The sequence below is a fragment of the Anaerosporobacter sp. genome, from assembly GCF_965301125.1.
Genome location: NZ_CBDLAM010000129.1, coordinates 1637 through 5130, shown reverse-complemented (window position 1 = coordinate 5130; position 3494 = coordinate 1637). Strand labels below are relative to the sequence as shown.

5 protein-coding genes and 1 pseudogene are annotated in these 3494 nt (G+C 29.9%); all 6 read right to left on the bottom strand.

Features of this window, described 5'->3' with window-relative positions; translation table 11 throughout:
• Positions 1-843, bottom strand: an 843-nt coding sequence (locus tag ACW2QF_RS13595; protein WP_455716546.1) for a chemotaxis protein, incomplete at its 3' end; no start/stop codon positions are given.
• Positions 844-1053: 210 nt separating this feature from the next.
• Positions 1054-1362, bottom strand: a complete 309-nt coding sequence (locus ACW2QF_RS13590; RefSeq protein WP_455716545.1) for a glutaredoxin — start codon at positions 1360-1362, stop codon at positions 1054-1056.
• An 80-nt stretch (positions 1363-1442) separates the two neighbouring features.
• A complete protein-coding gene (locus ACW2QF_RS13585; protein ID WP_455716555.1) occupies positions 1443-2567 on the bottom strand; it encodes an aryl-sulfate sulfotransferase in 1125 nt (374 codons plus the stop codon).
• 9 nt (positions 2568-2576) lie between these two features.
• Positions 2577-2774 (bottom strand): annotated as a pseudogene (locus ACW2QF_RS13580) (aryl-sulfate sulfotransferase N-terminal domain-containing protein); the annotation flags it as partial.
• Between the two features lie 15 nt (positions 2775-2789).
• Positions 2790-3098, bottom strand: a complete 309-nt coding sequence (locus tag ACW2QF_RS13575) for a hypothetical protein (RefSeq protein WP_455716544.1) — start codon at positions 3096-3098, stop codon at positions 2790-2792.
• A gap of 125 nt (positions 3099-3223) precedes the next feature.
• Positions 3224-3494: peroxide stress protein YaaA (gene yaaA, locus ACW2QF_RS13570; RefSeq protein WP_455716543.1), on the bottom strand; the 271-nt coding region annotated here is incomplete at its 5' end.

Below are 3494 nucleotides of genomic sequence, written 5' to 3'. Positions count from 1 at the left end.
TTGTGCATCTGCTCCAAGTGATTCTCCTTTTCTTCTCATTTCATCATAGATTATTGATGAGAAGATAATTACTGGTATTTTATTTAATTCTTTATCATCTTTACTTAACTTAGTTAATCTATGTCCATCCATCTGTGGCATCTCAATATCTGTAATTACACAGTGAACATTCTCATCAATAGTTCCATTTTCTTTGTATTCAGTTAATTGATCCCAAGCTGATAATCCATCATTAAATCTCTTAATGTTTGTATAGCCAGCTTTAGCCAAACTATCATAGATTAATTGGCCTAATAAAGGGGAATCCTCTGCCATAACAATAGGAGAATTATTACGCTCTCTTTCTCCTAAGTGTGAAATATCAGAAACACGTAAACCTGTTTCTGGGCTAATATCAGAAACAATTTTTTCAAAGTCAAGTACTACAATTAATTTCTCTTCAATCTTGATAATGCCTGTAGCAATTCCCTTTCCAGCTGAATTTACTGTATCATCTGGTTTGATGATATCAGCCCAAGATACACGATGGATTCCTACAACTCCATGTACATGAAACGCAATATTAAGTTTATTAAAATTGGTTATTATGTACATGTCACTTGAGTTATCTGCCGACGGAGCTAATTCAAGATTTTTTGCTAAATTAATAATCGAGATAATCTCATCTCTTGGCATGAAGATTCCTTCTACACATGGATGTGCATTAGGAATAGGAGTCGGTTCCTTAAACGGTAAAATTTCTTTGATCTTAGCTACATTAATACCGTAATAGTTTGATCCAACTTTAAATTCAAGAATCTCTAATTCATTCGTTCCACTTTCTAGTAATATTCCAGTTTCCATAATCTATCCTCCACATAATATATTCTCGTGTTTTTTCTCTGGTTGATATAATATTTCGTAACTGTGCAGTTACTAAACTATAAATGGTTATAATATATCCCAAATCAATTATAATATAATTGCTACCAAAATACAAATAAAAAAAAGGATATAATACTTCTTTTACAAGAATATATTATACCCTTTTTATTTCGGAATTCTATTTTTTACCTAACAGTTACCTTTACTATCAATGGAACAAGATTGAATCTTATTCTCTAATGCTATATCAATATAGGAAGTAATCTGTAATGTTTTTGTTCCATCTTCTAAGATAAAAAAAGGAATTCCAATCTTACCAGTAGCCTTCACATCATCAAATATGGATTCATTATCTCTATAAGATAAGAATTCTTTTAATACTGCTGTAGACTCAATGATGTTACGATAATCAAGTGTAACATCTTTATTTTCTAATAATTTTTCCTTAGCTATAACACAATCGCCACAAATTGGCGCACCATACATTATGATTTTCATAATTGAACGTCCTCCTTATCATCCTGTAATGATAGTATTATAGCACAATTCATCACATATAGTGAATTTATTTAATATCTTTATTGAAACCAAAATGAATCAAAACTGTATTTGAAAGCACGATACGCATATTTTTCTGAAGTGTATTTATATTCACGTATTAATATGCCTTCGCTATCATACTCATCGAAACAATTTGACATACCTGAACTTGTAACTAGATTGTCTCCATAATATTGTGTTGAGCTTACAATACTTGAATATGGAAGAGCCACTTTCTTAATTAGTTCATAGGTACCTTTATCTTCATCTACTAGATATTGATACAAGTAAGAATAATCACCTTTTGAATACGTACCTGCACCTACATATGCAGACCAATCAAAATCAGGTCTTGTTCTTGCACCTTTGTAGTTATTGTTAAACATATATAGATAATATTGATTATCTGTTAAGGATGGATCTTCAAGATAAGTTACGGTATGTTGACCAGCTTGTGAAACGAAATCTCCTACCTTATCTAACATATAATCTTCATATACTGTTCCTGTCCAAACAGTTTCATCAGAGATAAAATATCCAATCTCCGGTTGTTCGTATACATTGTTTAAGCGAATAATTGTACTATATTCTCTAGAACTTAAAATCAAATCTTTACCATTAACTATATCAAGTGTATTAAGATGAATCCAGTCTAATTCATCTCCGCCATACGTATTACCTTCTTCAGGTATGACAGCCTTATCTTTAGCTTCTGGCATTAGATCTTTCATATCTACTAGTTTGCTAACTTTACCATCTTCTAAATCAACTCTTATTATAACATCTTCAATAGTATCCGTACCTAATTCATTTACTAATAATAATATTGTATTATTCACTTCATCATATACAAAATCATGGTGTAATTCATACTTTCCAAGATTAATCTTTCTTACCATCTTACCTAAACGATCAACGAATACCAATTTGTTCACATCGTATGAATATACAATTGTATCATCGATAAATAAGATCCTATCAGAACGATATCCTTTCAATGGTAATTCTGAACGAATAATACCATCATTATCGTAAATATAAATATTAGCATTGAAAGCCTTATCATGTCCTAATAATGCAAATAAACCTTCAGAAAGTTCTTGTTTACTATCTCCATCAATCACTTCAAGTATAGGTGCACTTTCGGTAACAAGGCCACCCATTTTGATAGTAAATGTATATTCGCCAACAATTTCACCTTCACTATTTTTTGATTTCATAGTAATAGTATTAATTTCATTAGGAATAAGACCTATAATTTGATACTCATGTGTCTTAGAAGTGCCAGTATCTTGACCATTATAAGCAGTTCTTGTGAAGTCAGGTATTTCTTCAACATCTACAGATATGGTATATTCCATACTTGTTGCTTCTTTTGTTGTATATTATACATTAACAGAACAAGTATTAGTACCATAAGGGTTATAGATTATAAATGGATTATCAAAAGTTGCTTTTTTTCCTTCTTTTGCAATCTTCTTATCAATTGTATTTTGCAAATCAAGATTCCAAATTGATACATCCTTTTTATTGTCTACTACATGAATCTGTTCTCCCTTGGTTTCATCTACTTTAATGGAAGTATTATAGTTCAGATATATCTTGTCCCTAGTGTTATCATTTGTACCTACTAATATCCCAGCTATTAGTAGCAGCACTATAACTCCTGTTATAATATAGTATTTTTTCTTCATACTGAAACCTCATTTCTATCATATATTTCTCAACATTTTAATGATAATAATGAAGTGTGAAAAGTAAGTGAAATTTATTTGTCAAATTTATTATAACAAAAACACTATAATAGTATTCATAATCTCTATAATACTTCTTTAATAAATATAAATTCAGTATCTGTACTCATAATTTCATCAAAGACAAATCCATCAAGGCTAAACTTTTTCAAATCCTCTTTTTCTTCAATATGATTTTTTATTATATATTGAACCATTAAGCCTCTTGCCTTCTTAGAAGCTGTAGATTCCACTTTAATTTGATCTTTCTTCTTTACTTTAAATGTACAAGTAACAAAATCAATGTCATCTTGATTGATAAATTTAGTAATCACTTTACTATATTCTAACGAAGCA

Coding starts and splice junctions, on each gene's coding strand:
- ACW2QF_RS13590 (WP_455716545.1), bottom strand. CDS start 1,362: ATGAAAATCATAATGTATGGTGCGCCAATTTGTGGCGATTGTGTTATA.
- ACW2QF_RS13585 (WP_455716555.1), bottom strand. CDS start 2,567: ATGGGTGGCCTTGTTACCGAAAGTGCACCTATACTTGAAGTGATTGAT.
- ACW2QF_RS13575 (WP_455716544.1), bottom strand. CDS start 3,098: ATGAAGAAAAAATACTATATTATAACAGGAGTTATAGTGCTGCTACTA.